We start from the raw sequence: 16,332 nt of genomic DNA, 5'->3' as shown, positions 1-16,332 counted from the left end.
GTGGTCCCCCGTTGCGCTGGGGGACCACGACGGCATCCTGGTTTGTCACTTCACCCGGATCCGGGAATCGTTCCGTTGAACCAGGCTGTGCAGTCATCCGGCCATGAGTCTATGTACTCGCACGCCTTGATCTCCAGGATATAGGATCCCGAGCCGCTTGAACTCGTGTGTCCGTTCCCCCGCTTCTCCCAAATGGTACGGAGAACACCCGAACTATTCAGTCTGTAGTACTGGATTTTGACCGGGTGGCCGTCTTCCTTGATGTCTTTGATATTGGCAACGGCTTCGTTCCGAGACGTGTAGCCATACGCCCCATCGGTCGAAATGCTGTACGCAAATGCCGGAGCAGAAGCGGTCAGTGCCGCCACCACCGCAACAGAAGCACCGATTCTTTTGAGATTCCCCACCTAGAAATACCCCCTCATTTCGTCATCCTTCCCAACGGAAGCCTAAGTGATCGATGCCGTTCGCTCTGCATCCACTGGTCGACCGATCCAGCAAACCGAAGCCCTCCGGGATCTTTTCTGCTGCACTAACACCAACACTAGTCGCAGCCGCAGCACGTACTATCCGACGTGAAGCTTAATCTCCCAATTGTGTTCGACATGGTCGACGACAACTCCCTCAATAGAGGAACCAATCGCAGGCCATTTCCTGGAATCAACAATCTCCCCATTCGGCGCGTACGATACAGCGTCGACGACAAACTTGACGTTCGGGAATTCGGCAACCCGCACAAACATTCCAAAGGGGTACACCTTCTCAAGAATACCCTGCACCGGTGTGCCAAATGGAAGGAGTCGCTTTGCATCACTCCAAGCCTGGTCAAGATTCACCCATACCAACCCCTGTTCCCGTACTCGTTAAGTTTCCAGAGGTCATAGTTGTGAATTGCGACCTCTATCTCTGGCCCACCCTGGTACAGCTTTTCATAGATCTTAAAGTGCTGCTGGTACTCGGCAGCGGGAATCCTGATGACGATCACACCTTCGCCGTACGACCTGGCGTACGTTTCCGCGATTTTCCTGCCGGACTCCCCGAGTCCGAAGTAAGCCTGCCCGTCCAAATCGGCTGACCTGTTATGCGGATCTCCAGGAAAATCTTCCTCCCTGTACCCATTGACTCGCTGGCGTTCACCGAGCCCCCGCTGAGGGGCCTTGTACAGATAAACCCCGTCATCGTTGAATGCGGGATCGGCCGAGTGCGCCGCTCCGGGGCCAAACTTCTGAGGAAGCGCGGCCTTCTTCCCGAACAGTCCCTTGCCCCATCGCCAGGCCGGCCCAATTAGACCGTTGAGTCCACCGGTCAGAGCGCCGACGAGAAGGTCAGTGGGGGTGGTGGGCTGGCATTGGGCGGTGTTGACGGCCCAGGTGAAGCCCATGCCGATGACGGCATCAGTGACGGCGGTGACCGCGAGAGCCCGTCCGCCCTGCAACCCGAGTTGCGTTGCGAGGCTTGCGCCGGCCGGGGCGAGGAAGCCGCCGGCTGCTCCGACGACCGCGCCTTCGCCCGTGGCGACTGCGAAGTCGCCCCAGTCGAAGTCGTCCTGGTGGGTAAGGGCGTAGACGCCGCCGCTGACGACAGCTCCGATGCCAGCGCCGATACACATCGGGCAGTTGCCGGAGGGGTCTGAGAGGTTGGCGGGGTCGTTGTCGGCGTAGTTGTAGGCGGACTGGTTGGGGCTGTCCGCCGCGGCAGGGACGGGGTCCTGTGTGGTGAAGCGGCGTTGGGTGGTGTCGTAGGAGCGGTTGCGGAGTTGGAGGCGGTCGGGCAGGGATTGGTCTTTGTACTGTCCGGTGTAGCCGAAGGTGCTGGTCTGGCCGCCGGTGATGGTGGCGGTGCCGGTGGGGGTGCCCCAGGCGCTGTAGGTGTAGTGGTAGTTGTCGGCGCCTGCCGTGTCGTAGACGGCGCTGACGGAGTTCTGGCGGTCCTGGGTGAAGTAGTAGGTTCCGGCGGTGCGGTCCATGGAGCGGGCCGTGCCGTCGGGGTCGTAGTGGTAGTCCGCGAGCAGGGCGCCGGTGGAGTCGGTGTCGGTGGCGATCTGTGGCAGCGCGTTGTTGATGTCCCAGCGTGAGGTGCTGGTCAGCGCACTGTTCTTCTTCGAGACGGTGCGGTTGCCGTCTGCGTCGTAGAGGAAGGCGAAGCTGTCGCTGCCGATGGTGGCGGACTTGACGCGGCCTGCCGGGTCGTAGGCGTAGGTGCCGTCGTCGTCCTTGGTCTGGTTGCCGTCGGCGTCGTAGGTGTAGCTGGTCTTGGTGGTGCCGACGGTGGTGGTGGAGAGCTGGTCGCCGGCGTCGTAGTCGTTGGTCGTGGTGGAGCTGGAGCTGGTGGTGGTTTTGAGGTTGCCGACCTTGTCGTAGCCGTAGGTGGATCCGCTGGTGCCGGTCAGGCAGGAGGTGGCGGAGGTGTCGGTGCAGGCCCTGGTCATGCGGCCGGTGTCGTCGTAGCCGTAGCGGGCTGGGTAGCCGGTGCCTGGTTTGTCTGCGACGAGGCGGTTGTTCTCGTCGTAGGTATAGGTGTTGTTGACGGTCGGTGTGGCCATCGAGGCCAGGCGGCCGGCCTCGTCGTAGGTGCGGGTCTCGCTGCGGGCCGTGGCGGTGGGCAGGACGACCGACGTGAGGTTGCCGGCCTTGTCGTAGCCGTAGGTGACGGCCTTGCTGTTGCTCGTCTGTGTCTTGGTCCGGCCGACCTTGTCGTAGGTGTAGCTGGTGGCCCGGCCGTCCGGGTTGGTACGCGACTTGAGGGTGTCGTCGGTGTTCCAGGTGTAGCTGAACGGCTTTGTGGCACCCGGTGAGGTGATCGTGAGGATCTTGTCGTCGTTGTCGTAGGTCAGGCTGCGGCTGCCGGTGGCGTCGGTGACGTCCTTGAGGCGGCTCGCGTCGTCGTAGACGTAGGTCTCGGCCGGTGTGCCGTCGGAGTAGGTGACCTTGGTCGGCAGGTTGCGGGCGTCGACCGTGGTGACGATGGTCTGCGCGCGGGCGTTGGTGACCTTGGTGCGGTTGCCGTCGAGGTCGTACTCGTAGGCGACGGTTTTGGACAGGGGATTCTTGACGGAGGTCAGCTGGCCTTCAGCGCTGTAGCCGTAGGTGCTGGTGTGGGTGTTGGCGTCCGTCGTGGTGTCCAGGAAGCCGGCTGTGTTGTAGGTGAAGGCGGTGATGCCGCCGTCCGCTGCGGTGACCTTCTTGGGGCGGTTGAGTTCGTCGTACTCGTAGAGGGTCTGCTTCTTGCGGGCATCGGTGACCGAGGCGATGTTGCCGACGGCGTCATATCCGGTGGAGCGCTGGTGGCCGAGCGGGTCGGTGACGGATGTGGGGTTGCCGGCCTCGTCATAGCCGTAGGCCCAGGTGTACTTCGCCAGGTCGGCGCCGCTGACGTTGCCTCGCGGGTCGACGGAGGTAACGAGTTGGCCGTCGTCGTTGTAGGTGTAGGTGGTGCGTTCGGCTTCCGGCGAGACCTGGGCCGACAGGTGGCTGTCGTCGTCGTATTCGTACGAGGTCGAGTAGCCGGCCCAGGTCTTGGAGGTGGCGAGCCGGTTGTCGTCGTCGTAAGTGAGCGCCATGCCGTGGCCGAGGCCGTCGGTGGTCTTGACGACACTGCCGTTGTCGTCATAGGTGACGCTGCGGGTGTGGCTGAGGGGGTCGGTGACCGAGACGGGCCGGTTGTCGGCGTCCCAGGTGAAGGCGGTGGTCTTGCCCAGCGGGTCGGTGACGGTCTTGCGGTTGCCGACCTTGTCGTAGCCGGTCGTCCAGGTGTACTGCTTCGCGTCGGCGCCAGTGGCGTTACCGCGGGCGCTGACTACCTGGATCTGGTTGCCGGCCTTGTCGTACTGGTAGGTGACGATCGCACCCCTGCGGTTGGTCTCCTTGCTCAGGCGGCCCACCGGGTCGTATCCGAGCAGGGTCTGCTTCAGGGCCGGATCCGTCACCGTGGACAGACGTCCGGCGTCGTCGTAGTCGTAACTGGTGGTGCGCTGGCGGGCGTCGGTGAGCGTCTTGAGGTTGCCGACCTCGTCGTAACCGTAGGTGGTGGTGTTGCCTCGGGCGTCGGTAGCCGTCTTGACGCGGTCGGCGGCGTCGTAGGTGTACGAGCTCGTGTACTTCGCCGGGTCCGCGCCGGTGACGTTGCCCCGGGGATCGACGACGGTCTTCAGCTGCCCCGACGGGAAGTAGGTGTAGGTGGTCTTCTTGCCCGTCGGTGTGGTGAGCGTCTTGAGATTGCCGTCGGCGTCGTAGCCGTAGTTGGTGGTCTTGCCGCGCGCGGTGGTGGCGGTTTCCAGCAGTCCGGTGGTCGCGTTGTAGCCGTAGGCGGTCGTCTTGCCAAGCGGGTCTTTGGCCGTGGTGAGTTGGTTGGCTGTGTTGTAGCCGAAGACGGTCTTGTTGTACTCGCCGTCCTCATAGGTGGAGACGTTGCCGTTGGCGTCGTAGGTCCAGGACTCGTCCGACGCGGAGTTCGACCGTCCTGTCATGCGGCCCGAGCTGTCGAACGTCCACTGGGTCTCGCGGATCTCTGCATCGACGGCGCTGGTGCGGTTGAAGAACTTGTCGTACCGGTAGTAGCTCTTGTTGCTCAGCGGGTCGAGCTGCGTGAACAGGACGTTCTTGTAGTAGACGTCCGTCCATACGCCATGGTCCGGAGCGGTAACGTCGACCTGGTCGAACACGCCGTTCTTGGAATAGGCGAACGCTGTGTCGTGCCCCAGCGCGTCCGTCTGGGTAATGACTCGACCTTGTGTGTCGTAGACGTTGAACGTAATCCGCTTACCGCGGGCGTCCGTGACCGTGTTCAGCCGGCCGGAACCGTCATAGCCGTAGCTCTCCGACTTGCCGTCGAGAGCGGTGACGCTGGTCAACCGGCCTGCGGTGTAGCCGTAGTCGACCACCCGCCCGTCCGCCAGCGTGATCGTGTCCAGCAGCCCGCCGGCGTAGTGGAGCGTTGCCGAGCGTCCGGCTGCGTCTGTGATCTGTGTGGGCTGGGAGCCGGTGTAGGCCAGGGTCAGGCCGTGACCGCTGCGGTCCTTGACTGCGGTGAGTTGTCCTGCGGCGTTGAAGCCGTAGGCGGAGTGATCGGCGGTGGTCACCTTGTAGCCGGTGCCGTCCGTGGTCAACTTGGAGCGGGCCTCGCCCGGAGTCGTAAACGTTCCGTCCGACTTCTTGACGTAGGCGTGGCGGCTGCCGCCTTCACCGATCAGCGCCACGTCACCGTTGGAGCCGATCGACAGCCGTGTTTCCCAGGGAAGTTGCCAACCGTTGCCCAGCGCACCGGTGAAGGCGTTGTCCGAGGAATAGACCCGTCCGACCGTCAGGGCAACGCCGGAGGCGGGAACCTGTGCGTCGGTGAAGGCTTCCGTGAACGCGCCCGTCGCGGTATTCACCGGGTCCGCACGCATCACCGTCGTGCCGGCCGCGCCGCTCGCGTCGCCGCACACGGCACCGCAGGCCGCCCCGTCGGGCAGCGCCGGAACAATGTAGTACGCGTTGTAGGAGCCGCACGTTTCCGTGGCACCCGGGTCGTCCGTCACCGTCGTACAGGCATAGATGAAGTACTGCGGCAACGGGTTCGTGCACTCCGGCGCGGGCAGCGTGAACGACGCGTTCACCACCGGCAGCTCCACACCGGTATTCAGCGTCGGTGCCGACACCGTCTGACCGAAATCGAACCACTTGATGTCGTCGTTGCTGAGACGGCAACTGTAGGCGTCCAGCTTCCAGCGCACCTTGACCGGGTGTACTTCCCCCGTCGCGCCACCAGCCTGGAAGATGGCGGCGGACAGCTGGAGCGGCTCCCCCGGAACGGCGGCGCCGATGTGGTTGCCCAGCGTCATCAGGAACCCGCCCTGTTGGGCGGCCGCGTTCCCGAACGGGTCGGCGGTTACCTGCCAGAGCGCACCGCTTGAATACGAAGCCGCGGCTGCGGCCGTGCCTGCACGGGTTGCAAAAGCGGCCGGTCGAACCCCAGCCCTTGACCCAGTTGGCGTGCCTGGAACCTTCGGCTCTGCAGCCTTCGCCTGCCGCTGGTTGTGCTGGTGCAGTCTGATCTGCGCAGAAGTGGCGGGCTTGCTCTTAGTCGAAGGCAGCGCGTGTGGCCTCGAGGGCTTCGCCCGGCCCTTGGTCTGCTCACGCCGCTGCTGCGGCGTCACCGGCTCCTGGTGCGCCGCAGGCTTCGGCCCGCGGTACGCCGCGTCGCCGACCTCGTGAGCCCCGTCGGCAGCCAGGCTGACCAACCAGCCGCCGCCCACCATCACGGATAACACGACAAGCAGGACCAACAGCCGTGCACGTGCAGGTATGGAACCCAGCACTTCCCACCCCCGAGTCACGATGTGGGCATGAACGACTACATGCACACAACAACTTCAAGATCATGAGGGTTCCGTGACGCGGAGATCAATACACGGCTGCAAAGATGGCTGAAACATCGCGACAAACCGAACGCAGGGATAACAAAGCTTTCTGAGCGGAGCCGATGATCCGGCCTACCGGCAGCACCTGTAGCAGTTGGCTCGATTTGTGTCGGCGGTTCATTGGGCAAACTGGCCGTGCTGCAAGGAAGATCCCCCGGCAAACCAGCGCGCGCCCCACGTTGAGGGCCGTGATTCTCCGCTTCCACACGTCGGCCCCGCGCTGGTCTGTCCAAGAGAGGGCGCACGTGGCTTTACAGCCCTGTCCGTAATCTGGTGTCACCTGACAGTCCGCCCTCCGGATGATCGTCGATCCAGGGCAGGCCGCCCATCTCCAGCCGCTGACGGGTTCGGGTGACGGCTACATAGGTGAGGCGGGCCTCGCGGTGATGTTGCGTAGGTCAGTCCAGGTCTTGGCGGAGACGTTGAGGGTGATCCGTTCGGCGCCGCCGAAGAGGTAGCGCGGGTGCGCAGAGTAGTAACTGCTGGTCGGACCGCGATGTGCGCTGCCTCTCGGCTACAGCTCCCACAACGTGACCCGACGGCCGGGAGCATCTCCCCCAAGCCGCGGCGGAGGTCTCAGAAGCGACCCTAGCGACATGACGCTCCGTCATCACCGAAAGTGAGCTGGAGCCGTTCTTCTTACAGGTGGGCGGGATCGCTGCGCTGATCACCTCGGGTACGGAAAAATGGGGCTGGGTGTCCCGGTCAGCCGATGGGCCTGCGATGCGAGCGAGCTCGTTTTACAGGATGGCGATGGGGGCCGACCAGGGGACCACGGACTGTTGCCAGGGCATCGGAGATCCGCTGCCGGGAGCACGCGTGTCAGACTCCGCCTACTCCCTTGGCCCCTCCGGGACGCCCGCGGCGAAGGGATGCACCGGGCGGGAGGGAGAACGCAATGCCCCGGCTCCAGGACGTGAAGGACGATGTCATCCACCTGCGGTCCGCGGGAGTGGACCTGGGAAAACGGTTCCTGATCGCGTGTGTGCGCACACCGAGTACGAAGCGAGCCGGTAGCTGGTCACTGAAGACAGAGCGGTTCGGCACCACGACAGCCGAAGTACGCAGACTGCTGGCCTGGCTGACGGAGCGGCAGGTGGAAGTGGTGGTGATGGAAGCGACCTCGGACTACTGGCGTCCGGTCTACTACACGCTCCAGCCCCATCTGAACCTCGTGCTGGTCAACCCCGCCCATCTGAAGGGCATCCGCGGCCGCAAGACCGACCCGAACGACGCGGCCTTCCTCGCCCGGGCCGGCTCCGCCGGCATGGTGATGGCTTCCTTCGTCCCTGAGCGCCATGTCCGCGAACTGCGGGATCTCACCCGTCGCCGCACCGAGCTGGTCCGGGCGGCGGGCTGGGAGAACCAGCGGCTGGAAAAGGAGCTGGAGGACACCGGGATGAAACTCTCCGCCGTTCTCACCAACGTCACCGGGGCCAGTGGCCGCGCCATTCTCGAAGCCCTGATTCACGGCGAACGAGATCCCGCCCGCCTCGCCGATCTCGCCCGTGGCCGGGCCCGCAACAAGATCCCTGCCCTGATCGAGGCACTGGACGGGAAGTTCACCGCGCACCACGCGTTCATGATCCGTCACTACCTCGACGAGATCGACCGCTGGAAATGCGTCATCGCCGCCTTCGACGCCCGCATCGCCGCTCTGCTGGCCGACCGCGAACAGGACCTGGACCTCCTGGCCACCATCCCCGGCATCGGCCGTCTCGGCGCAGAGATCATCTTCGCCGAAACCGGAGGCGATATGGCTCAGTTCGCCTCCGCCCACCACCTCGCCTCCTGGATCGGAGTCTGCCCCGGCCAGAACGAATCCGCCGGGGTCAGCAAGTCCGGCCGCACCCGTCCCGGCAACGCCAACCTCAAACGCCTGCTCGGCATCGCCGCCATGGTCGCGCTCAAGAACAAGGACTCCTACCTCGGCGTCTTCTTCCGCCGCCTCGCCGCCCGGCGCGGCGGCAAACGGGCCCTCGTCGCCGTGATGCACAAACTCACCATCGCCATCTGGCACGTCCTGCACGATCACACCCCCTACCGCGAACTCGGCCCCGATCACTTCACCCGCCGCGACCCCGAACGCGCCATGCGCCGCATGACCAAGGAGGCAAACAGCCTCGGCCTGACCGTCCGCTTCGAGCCCATCACCGCTCTCTGAGCCGGGAGTTCACGTCATTTTTGTGTCAGTCCCACCAGAAGTCAGGGAACTCGACGCCACGCTGCTCGAAGTTGACCGAGCCGTCGCGCCAGTTGGTCATGAAGGTGTCACGGAGCTCCCACTCCACCTCGTCGTAGCGGTGCGCGCCGGGCAAGAGGCTCCCTGAGCAGTGATCAGACACTGTCATTGCCCAGTTGCCCGTGCCCCCAGAATGTCGCCTGCCAACTCTTGCCGTTGGAACTGGGTTTCGGCTCCGGGCCACAGGACAAAGCCCCCAGGGTGACCGGACCGCAGAGCCACACGCGGGCCGCCGGCTGGCCAGACGCACTCGTCGGCTGCCGCCTCGGCCGGGGCACACGCGGGCTGCGTCTCTGCCGACGGGCACCGGCGTGCTGAGCCTGGCCGTGCCGCCGGCTGTACGCCGTCCGCCGTCCCAGGTGGCGGCCGGGCTCGTTACAGGCCCGTGAGTGCCGCCTCCGCCTTCGCCGTCAGGCCGTCCGCTCCGCAGGCTCGGGCCAGGGTCAGGCCTTTGTTGAGTTCCATCACCGAGCGGGACGCGATGCCGTACTCGACGCGGGCCGCCGCGTGTTCGTACTGGCAGGGAGAGGCTTCCAGGTAGGTGACCGCCTGGGCTGCCAGCCGGACGGCGCGCTGACCAGTTTCCAGGGCGGCGGCGCATCGCAGGGCTTCGCCGATCGCGGTGTCGGTGCCGAACAGCTCGGCCTGGCGGCGGGCGTCACCGGCCAGCGAGGCGGCGCGTGCGGGGTCCTCGTTGGCGAGTGCCCTCGCGAGGTCGACGGCCCACGGCGCGAGCACCGTGTTGTGGTGGCCGCGGGCGGCGGCGGCCTTCTCCGCCGCCTCCAGTTCGTTGATGCCCTCCTTGGTGCGGCCGACGGCGAGCAGCAGGCGGCCGCGCACCGAGCGGGTGTCGGGCAGGACGATCGTGGAGGGGTACGGAGGCGCGAAGCCGTAGCGCTCGGCGATCTCCGCCGCCTCCTGGACGTGTCCGCGAGCCAGCAGGGTGTCGATGAGCCCGCAGGTCGCCGACCAGTACAGGGGCAGCCCGCGTCCGACCCGCTCCGCGAGGCGCAGCGATTCGCGCTGGTAGTGCTCGGCGTCGGCGAGGCGGCCCCGCCTGCGGTGGGCGAGTCCGAGGTAGGCGTTGGCCAGGGAGAGGTGACCGCCGCTCCAGCCCGCCTTCACATAGGCGTGCAGCGCCTCGCTGAACAGGCTCTCGGCCCGGTCCAGCCGGTCCGTGTAGGCGTACGCGCTGCCCAGCATGAGCAGCAGCTCCACGCCCCACTCGGTGTCGGTCCAGGCGAGTCCGGGTGCGAGACGGCCGTTGACGAGGGACCGGTCGCACAGCTCCACGACCTCCTCGGCGTTCTCGCCGCGGGTCATCGCGTCGAAGCCGCGCAGTATGAGCAGCGCGCGCTCGGAGTTGTCGCGGCCCGTGCAGGTCGTGACGAGTTCGGCGAGACCGCTGGAGTGTCCGGCGCGCTCCTCGCCCGCGTGGATGCCCTCCCACATGTAGTGGACGGCCTGGAGCCGCATCCGGGCGGGTCCCGGCTCCAGCCGCTCGACCTCGGCGTCGACGGTGCGGACGGCTTCGTCCAACTGGTTGTTGTGCAGCAGCGCCTGGGAGAGCCGGAAGACGGCGTCGACCCGCACGGTGTCCTCGAGTCCGGGCCGTTCGAGCGCGGCGCGGAGATGGCCGATGGTCGTGGACGGCGCGGTCAGGAGCGTGGCGCAGCCCAGTTCGTAGAGCACCCGTGCGTGCACCTCGGGCAGCGGCGGCTCCTTCAACGCCCGTTCCAGGCAGCGCCGGGCCGCGTCCGGTGCGCCGACGGCGAGGTGCTCGCGGGCGGCTTCGCGCATCTGCTCTACGAGTTCGGGATCGTCGTCCGGATGCACTTCGAGGAGATGGCGGGAGGCCGCGGCCGCACCGCGTCCGGACTCGGTGACCGCCCAGGCCGCCTGACCGTGCATCGCCGTGCGCAGGGCGTCCGGGATCGAGCGGTAGACCGCCGTGGCGATGAGCGGGTGCACGAACTCCAGCTCGCCGAGTTGCCGGTGGCCGTTCGTGGATCCGACGGTCGTCAGGATGCGTGCCGCGCCCAGCAGTTCGGCGCAGCGGGAGGCCTCCTCGTCGGGCATTCCGGCGAGTTGGGCGGCGAGGTCGAGGGAGATGCCGGTGCCGAGGATGGCGGCCGCCCAGGCGAACCGGGTGGCGTCGATCCCCAGTCCTTCGAGGCGGGCCACGAGCCCGCGGCCGCGGGCGGAGCGGTTCAGGTCGCGCAGTTCGGCGGCCGAGCCCTCGACCGGCTCCAGTTCGCTGTCCTGGACCTTGGCGAGCAGTTCGACGGTCTCGTACGGGTTGCCGCCGGTGACCGCCCACACCTCGCGGCAGAAGGGCGCGTCGGCCTGCTCGCCGAGCGTGGCACGGGTCAGTCCCTCGGTGGCGGCCGGGGTCAGCGCGGTCAGGGTGGCGACCGGACGGCCCGCGGCGGCCACGGCGTCGAGCAGCCGGGAACTCTCGCCGCTCACCCCGCCGGGCCTGCGGGCCACGACGACGAGGACGGACAGGTCGTCCAGGCGCTCGGCGAAGGCGGCGAGCCAGCGCAGGGTCTCCTGGTCGGCCCAGTGCGCGTCGTCGATGAGCAGGACGAGCGGCCAGTCCCGCTTGGCGAGACGCCGGACCGCGGCGACCAGACCGTCGCAGACGCCCTGCGGGTCCGGCTGCCGGTCGCCCGGTTCGGCTATGCCGAGGGCGGGTCCCGCGATGTCGTACCAGTCTCCCAGGTATTCGCGTGCCTCCTCGGGGAGCAGCGAGACGAGGGCCGGCTGGAGCAACTGCCGTACGACGTTGAAGGGGACGGACGTGACGGTCTCGCCGCCGCGCGCCGACCACACGGCACAGCCGTTGCTCTCCGCGATCCTGCGCGCCTCGGCGAGGAGGGCGGTCTTGCCGAGACCCGCCTCTCCGCTGAGCACCAGCAGGGCGCCCGAGGTCGCGGATTCCGCCCGCAGCGCGGTGATCGCCTCTTCGAGAGTGGCGACCTCCTCTTCGCGCTCCCACAGGGAAGCCGAGGCGACCGCTCCGGGTCGTACCTCCGTCATCCCGCTACCTCCCCAGGTCGCCCAAACGACGTAACTGCAACGAGCCTAGCCTCCTGGAAGCCGCGACGGAGGCGGGACCCGGCACCAGTTGCCGAGACGGGTGACGGCGGACTCGCGGAGGCCGCTTCGCCGGACATGCCGTAGCCACAAAGGGAAGTGACGGACAGTCAATCAACGGGAAAATGAAAGTAATTTTCCTCTCTCGCGCACCGCGCGGGGGCGCGCTCCGGGAAGCCCCACGCCTCAGGGAAGAACCGGCACAAGCGCCCCGGCGCGCGATGGGTGACCTGCACGCCCTTGCCTTCCGCGCCCTCGCGCAGCCGCGCTCGCGGGCCCTGCGGACGTCCGGCCGAGCCCTTCCGTCCGGCGTCCCCGGCTCTCGCGCCCCACTCCCCGGAGTGCGACGGCCGGCCCGGGGGCGGTGCGGGGCGGGCGCGCTCCTGGCACAGGCGTTCTTCATCCGTCCGGTGGGAGCTTCGGCATGGCCGCGTCAGATCCCCGAGGGCCTTGGGGGACCCTCTCATCCGCCTTTCACCCTGGGCTCATACGGTGGGCCCATGACGCAGGTGACTCCCCCCGGCTGGTATCCCGACCCCGGGCAGACAGATGACGCTCCCGCCACCGAGCGCTGGTGGGACGGTAGGACATGGACGGACCAGGTCCGCCCCGTCGGGTCGGCGGCGGGATGGGGTCCCCCGGCGTACCCGGCGGGGGACGCACCGTATCCGGAGTACGCCCCCAGCGGCCCGCGGCGCAGGCTGCGCACGGGCATAGCGGTCGCGGCGGCGGTCGCCGTCCTCGCCGGCATCGGCGGCGGTGTGTACGCCCTGACCAGCGACGGCGGACGCGGCGGCAGCGCGGCCTCGCCCGGCTCCGGCGGGCCGAACGGCCAGGGCGGACCGGGGGGACCCGGCGGCGGCCAGGAGGGCGGTCCGAGCGGGGCGCCCGGCGGCTCCGGCGGCTCCGGCGGCTCGGACGGCCAAGGGGGCCCTGGCGGCTCCGGCGGCTCCGGCGGCTCCGGCGGGCAGACTCCGGCGCCCGGCGAGTCGGGCGGGCCGCAGACCGACCCCGGCTTCGCCACGGACGTCTACAACGGCATCAGCATCCCGGTGCCGGACGGATGGACCGGCCAGAACGGCGCGGGCACGGCCGCGGTCTCCACCAAGGACACCTACAAATGCCCCGGCGACACCTCGCAGAACTGCCAGCGCGGCGGTGCCTACTCGGCCCCGGCGACGGCCCAGAAGCTGAAGTCCAAGACGGCGGAGGCGGCGGCCAAGGAGGACATCCCCAAGAACGCCACCGAGTCCTACGGCAAGGGCTACGGCTCGATCACCTCGCACACGGAGCTCGCCTCGAAGGCCGTCACGGTGGCCGGCGAGAAGGGCTATCTGGTGCGCTGGAAGGTCGTGACGAGCAAGGGTGACGACGGGTACGTCGAATCGCTCGTGTTCCCGTCCCCCGCCGACCACGGCTCGCTGGTCGTCGTCCGCTTCGGTGTCGACATCGGTTCCAAGGCCCCGGACCAGTCGATCATCGACACGATCACCCAGGGCATCAAGGTCGCGAGCGGAACCGGCGGGAACGGCCAGAACGTCTGAAACCGCCCGCACCGGACGCCTCTGTCCCGGCGCCGGGACACCGTGGACGTGGATCGGCCGGGTGGAGCGCCCCTCCGCTCAAGGGGAACCCCACCCGGCCGGGGGGTGCGCGCCGCCCCCGTCCCCACGGTGCGGCGCGGAACAGGCCGACGTCCGGTCATCCCACGGACAACGGCCTGAGACTCAGGTGAGACCGAGCGTCGGCAGCACGACGGCCTCCACGAACTGTGTGAGATACGCCGCGTCCGCGTACTGCCCGTCCAGCAGGGGGCGCACCCTCAGGACCCCGAGCATCTGGGCCGGGATGAACTCCAGCGCCGGGTGCCCTGCGTCGACCTCACCGCGCTCGACACCACGGGTGATCATCTGCCGCAGCTCGGCCACCTCGGGCTCGACGAGCGCGTCGCGCAGCGCCTGCTGGAGCTCCTTGTCCTGCATGACGGCATTGCCGAGCCCCTGCAGAAGCTGCGTACTGTCCCTGGCCGACCATTCACCCGCGGCCGTCGCCGCCGCGCGGAGGTCGCCGGCGAGCGAGCCGGTGTCGATCCCCGTGAACCGCGGGCAGCGGTTGTTACGCAGCGCGGCGGCCACGAACTGGGGCTTCGTCTTCCACTGCCGGTAGAGCGTGGACTTGCTGCACCGGGTGCTGGCGGCGACACCCTCCATGGTGAGCGCCTCGTACCCGCACTCCCGGATCTGTTCGAGCACGGCGTCGTAGAACTCCTGCTCACGCTCGGGCGTGATTTTGGAGCGGCGCGAGGCGACGACCGTCTCCGGTCCGTCCGCGGCCTGCGACGTCATGACGCTTCTCCTCGCTCGATCCGGCATAGACCGGTGCGGTCTTGCGTTCAGTGTAATCGATACGCAAGGGTACCGGTACGCGTCCGTATCGGTACACCTGCGTATCGGTACACTGTCGTATCGGTACACTGTCGTATCGGTACACTGCCGTATCGATGAGCCTCGGACAGGATCCACTCCTCTCCCCCACCGGGAAGGCCGAGTGGATCCTGTCCTGGGCTCACCGCGCACGCACGACTTCAGACCGTCAGCAAGGGGGTCGGGGATGGATTCCCGAACCGAGCCTGCGGATCCGGCATCCGAATCCGCTTCACGAACGGAACCGCCCGACGCGGCGCCACCCGCGGCCGCGTCGCCCGACGCGGCCGCTCACGCCCGGCCGCGCCCGCAATCGCCCCGGCGCGCCGACGCGCGCCCGGACGACACCGCGGCGCGCCCGCCGCTGCTGCGGGAGCTGCTGCTCGTCGTCGGACTCTTCGCCGTCTACAAGGCCGGCCGCCTGCTGGCCACCGGCCGCACGGACGAGGCCTACGCCGACGCGCACCGCGTCTGGGGCTGGGAGCGGACCCTGCACCTGCCGGGCGAGGCCGCCGTACAGGGCGCGCTGCTGGACAGCGACACGCTCGTGCACCTCGCGAACACCTACTACGCGACCGTCCACTTCCCGGCCACGGCCGCCTTCCTGGTCTGGCTGTATCTGCGGCGCCCCACGCACTACGTGTGGGCCCGCAGGATCCTCGCCCTGGTCACCGCCGCCGCCCTGGTCGGGCACCTCGTGTTCCCGCTCGCACCGCCGCGACTGCTCGCCGGGACGGGTCTCGTCGACACGGGCCAGGTCTACGGGCCCACCGTGTACGGCGCGCACCCGGCCGCCGACGCCCTGGCGAACCAGTTCGCCGCGATGCCGTCGCTGCACTTCGGCTGGGCGCTGATGGTCGCGATCGGCCTGATCGCCGCGACGCGGTCGCGTCTGCGCGTGCTGTGGCTGCTGCATCCCCTGCTCACCCTGCTGGTGATCGTCGGCACCGCGAACCACTACTGGCTGGACGCGATCGTCGCGACCGCCCTGCTCTGCGTCGCCCTCGCCGTGGTCCACCCGCCGCACCGGACGGCGACGACCTCGGGACGGCACCCGGTCCAGGGGCGCGCGAAGACGCCCGTACGCGATCTGCCCGAGCTCGTGGGAGCGGGGCGATGAACCCGACACTCGCCGCCGTCGTCCTGTCCCTGTTCTCCTCCGTCGCCTACGCCTCCGCGGCCGTCGCGCAGGAGCGGCTCGCCGCCCGGTCGGCGGGCTCGGACACGGGCACGCTGGGCCTGCTGGCGCAGGGTGCCTGGTGGTGGTCGGTGACACTGAACGCCTCGGCCGCCCTGCTGCACGTGGCGGCCCTCAAGTACGGCACCCTCACGCTGGTCCAGCCGCTCGGGGCGCTCACCCTCGTGGCCGCCGTGCCACTGGGGGCGCGGCTCGCCGGACGGCGGGTGAGCGCGGTCGAGTGGCGCGGCACGGCGCTCACGCTGACCGGACTCGCCGCACTGCTCGTCACGGCGTCCGGGACCGCTCCGGACGAGGTACTGAGCCTGCCGCAGGCGCTCGCCGTCGCGGGTACGACCGCCGCGGTCATCGGCGTCCTTGCGCGCGGTGCCCGGCCGGGGCTGCGGCACGCGACGGCCTCCGGGTTCGCCTCGGGCGTGGCCTCGGCCCTCACCCAGACCGTGACGGTCGCCGCGACGGACCGTTCTGACTCGCCGTTCAGCGCGCAGGTCGTCGTGGTGGCCCTGCTCGTGGCGGCCTTCGCGGCGGGTGGGCTGCTGCTGTCGCAGACCGCCTATCAGGGCGGGCTCGGCGCACCGCTGGCCGTCGTGACGCTCGCCAACCCGCTGGCCGCGGCGGCGATCGGGTTGTCCCTGCTCGGCGAGCGCCTCCAGGGCGGCGCGGGGGGCCTGTTGCTCGCGCTCGTGGGAGCGTCGGTCGCCGCGTGGGGCGTGGTGACGCTGTCCCGTTCGGCGCCCGAGCCCGTCGCGGCGCCGGCGGTCGCTCACCTGGAGGGCCTGGCGGACGACGACCACCCGGTCGCCGCGGTGCTGGCGCTGGAGCCGAACGGAGCCGCGCACGAACCCTCGTTGGTGCCCCGGCAGAGCGACTCGGGCCATCTGACGTCCCTGTAGAGGGCGGACGGCACATGCCGGAAGGGCGGCCGCGGAGCGAGGACCGGGCGCCCCACCGCAGGGTGGAGGGGCGGAGA

9 protein-coding genes are annotated in these 16,332 nt (G+C 68.4%); 4 read left to right on the top strand and 5 right to left on the bottom strand.

Going from position 1 to position 16,332, the window contains the following annotated elements:
* Window positions 1–50 precede the first annotated feature (50 nt).
* Together ACWEBX_RS32475 and ACWEBX_RS32470 are read right to left on the bottom strand one after the other, a co-directional pair.
* Window positions 51–407, bottom strand: a complete 357-nt coding sequence (locus tag ACWEBX_RS32475; protein ID WP_451888352.1) for a hypothetical protein — start codon at window positions 405–407, stop codon at window positions 51–53.
* Between the two features lie 425 nt (window positions 408–832).
* Window positions 833–6,238: a DUF6531 domain-containing protein gene (locus tag ACWEBX_RS32470; protein WP_451888353.1), complete on the bottom strand. Its 5,406-nt coding sequence runs from the start codon at window positions 6,236–6,238 to the stop codon at window positions 833–835.
* 1,060 nt (window positions 6,239–7,298) lie between these two features.
* Between ACWEBX_RS32470 and ACWEBX_RS32465 the strand changes: the two genes are divergently transcribed.
* On the top strand, window positions 7,299–8,564 hold the full coding sequence (locus ACWEBX_RS32465) for an IS110 family transposase (protein WP_451888351.1): 1,266 nt from the start codon (window positions 7,299–7,301) through the stop codon (window positions 8,562–8,564).
* 25 nt (window positions 8,565–8,589) lie between these two features.
* Here the strand turns inward: ACWEBX_RS32465 and ACWEBX_RS32460 are convergent, their stop codons facing one another.
* Window positions 8,590–8,718, bottom strand: a complete 129-nt coding sequence (locus ACWEBX_RS32460; RefSeq protein WP_451888354.1) for a hypothetical protein — start codon at window positions 8,716–8,718, stop codon at window positions 8,590–8,592.
* A 299-nt stretch (window positions 8,719–9,017) separates the two neighbouring features.
* Complete coding sequence (locus ACWEBX_RS32455) at window positions 9,018–11,684, bottom strand: ATP-binding protein (RefSeq protein ID WP_451888350.1); 2,667 nt, start codon at window positions 11,682–11,684, stop codon at window positions 9,018–9,020.
* 557 nt (window positions 11,685–12,241) lie between these two features.
* Here ACWEBX_RS32455 and ACWEBX_RS32450 point away from each other — a divergent pair.
* Window positions 12,242–13,285 carry a DUF2510 domain-containing protein gene (locus tag ACWEBX_RS32450; RefSeq protein WP_451888349.1) on the top strand — a complete coding sequence of 348 codons (1,044 nt, stop codon included), beginning with the start codon at window positions 12,242–12,244 and terminating at the stop codon, window positions 13,283–13,285.
* 183 nt (window positions 13,286–13,468) lie between these two features.
* On the opposite strand, the gene ACWEBX_RS32445 is transcribed toward ACWEBX_RS32450, so the two are convergent.
* Window positions 13,469–14,086, bottom strand: coding sequence for a TetR/AcrR family transcriptional regulator (locus ACWEBX_RS32445; RefSeq protein ID WP_384783463.1), 618 nt, complete (start codon window positions 14,084–14,086; stop codon window positions 13,469–13,471).
* Window positions 14,087–14,351: 265 nt separating this feature from the next.
* Here ACWEBX_RS32445 and ACWEBX_RS32440 point away from each other — a divergent pair, with 265 nt between their 5' ends.
* Both ACWEBX_RS32440 and ACWEBX_RS32435 read left to right on the top strand, forming a co-directional pair.
* Window positions 14,352–15,284 (top strand): phosphatase PAP2 family protein, encoded by a 933-nt coding sequence (locus ACWEBX_RS32440; protein ID WP_451888348.1) that lies wholly within the window; start codon window positions 14,352–14,354, stop codon window positions 15,282–15,284.
* Window positions 15,281–16,255 carry a DMT family transporter gene (locus ACWEBX_RS32435; RefSeq protein WP_451888347.1) on the top strand — a complete coding sequence of 325 codons (975 nt, stop codon included), beginning with the start codon at window positions 15,281–15,283 and terminating at the stop codon, window positions 16,253–16,255. Before ACWEBX_RS32440 ends, ACWEBX_RS32435 begins: the two co-directional genes overlap by 4 nt.
* Window positions 16,256–16,332 lie beyond the last annotated feature (77 nt).

Source organism: Streptomyces sp. NPDC005070 (assembly GCF_053600395.1).
This window is presented reverse-complemented; position numbering and strand designations above follow the sequence as displayed.